This is a genomic window from Streptomyces sp. NPDC090021, assembly GCF_044748225.1.
In the GTDB taxonomy this organism is placed as follows: domain Bacteria; phylum Actinomycetota; class Actinomycetes; order Streptomycetales; family Streptomycetaceae; genus Streptomyces.
In genome coordinates, this window is sequence record NZ_JBIVFO010000097.1 from 1 (window position 1) to 1,356 (window position 1,356).

General features: G+C 74.0%; 1 protein-coding gene. It reads left to right on the forward strand.

Features of this window, described 5'->3' with window-relative positions:
* On the forward strand, positions 1–1,356 hold a 1,356-nt coding region (locus tag ACIPXC_RS35015; protein WP_401626552.1), incomplete at both ends, for a beta-ketoacyl synthase N-terminal-like domain-containing protein.

The following is a 1,356-nucleotide window of genomic DNA, read 5'->3' on the forward strand; positions in this document are numbered from 1 at the left end:
CGCGTTCGTCCTCTTCTCCTCGCTCGCGGGAACGCTCGGCACGGCCGGGCAGGCCAACTACGCCGCCGCCAACGCCTACCTGGACGCACTCGCGGCCGGGCGGCGAGCGGCAGGGCTGCCCGCGACCTCGCTGGCGTGGGGCCTGTGGGCCGAGGCCAGCGGGATGACCGGCAACCTCACCGGCTCCGACCTGGCCCGGCTGGGCCGCTCCGGCGTCGCACCGCTCGGCGCCGGCCAGGGGCTCGCCCTGTTCGACGAGGCCCTCGCCGGGACGGTTCCGGCCGTGGTCGCGGCCTGCCTCGACCTGGCTGCCCTGGCCCGGAGCGGCTCACCCGTCCCCGTACTCCTGCGGGGTCTCGTACGGCCCGTCGCGCGTCGGGCGGCGGCGGCCGGATCCGCGGCCGACAGCTCCGACGGCGGACTGGCCGAGCGGCTGCGGACCTTGTCGGGCACGGACCGGCAGCGGCTGTTGACCGAACTGGTCGGCGCCCAGGCGGCGGCCGTACTCGGCCACGCCGACCCGCGCGCCGTGCCGGTGGACCGCCCGTTCATCGAGCTGGGCTTCGACTCGCTGACGGCCGTGGAACTCCGCAACCGGCTGAACCAGGCCACCGGACTCAAGCTGCCCGCCTCGCTGGTCTTCGACCACCCGACCGCGAGCGCGCTCGCCGCCCACCTCGCCGGTGAACTCCTCGGCGGTGAAGCGGCCGACGCCGCTCTCGGCGCCGACGTCGCAGTCGCCGGCGTTGCCGCCGACGAGCCGATCGCGATCGTCGGTATCGGGTGTCGTTTCCCGGGTGGGGTCACCGGCCCGGAGGAGCTGTGGCGGCTGGTGGCCGAGGGCCGGGACGTCATCGGGGACTTCCCCGAGGACCGCGACTGGGACCTGGCCGCGCTGCGCCACCCGGATCCGGAGCGCAGCGGCACGTCCTTCACTCGTCGTGGCGGGTTCCTGTACGACGCGGACCGGTTCGACGCGGAGTTCTTCGGGATCAGTCCGCGTGAGGCGCTGGCCACGGATCCGCAGCAGCGGTTGTTGCTGGAGACGGCGTGGGAGGCGTTCGAGCGGGCGGGTATCGACCCGGCGAGCCTGCGCGGCAGCCGGACCGGCGTGTTCGCGGGCGTCATGTACAACGACTACGGTTCGCGGATCACCCGGGCACCGAAGGAGCTGGAGGGCTACCTGGTCAACGGCAGTTCCAACAGTGTTGCCTCGGGCCGGGTCGCGTACTCCTTCGGCCTGGAGGGGCCGGCGGTCAGCGTGGACACGGCGTGTTCCTCCTCGCTGGTGGCCATGCACCTGGCTGCCCAGGCCCTGCGTCAGGGTGAGTGTTCGCTGGCGCTGGCCGGCGGTGT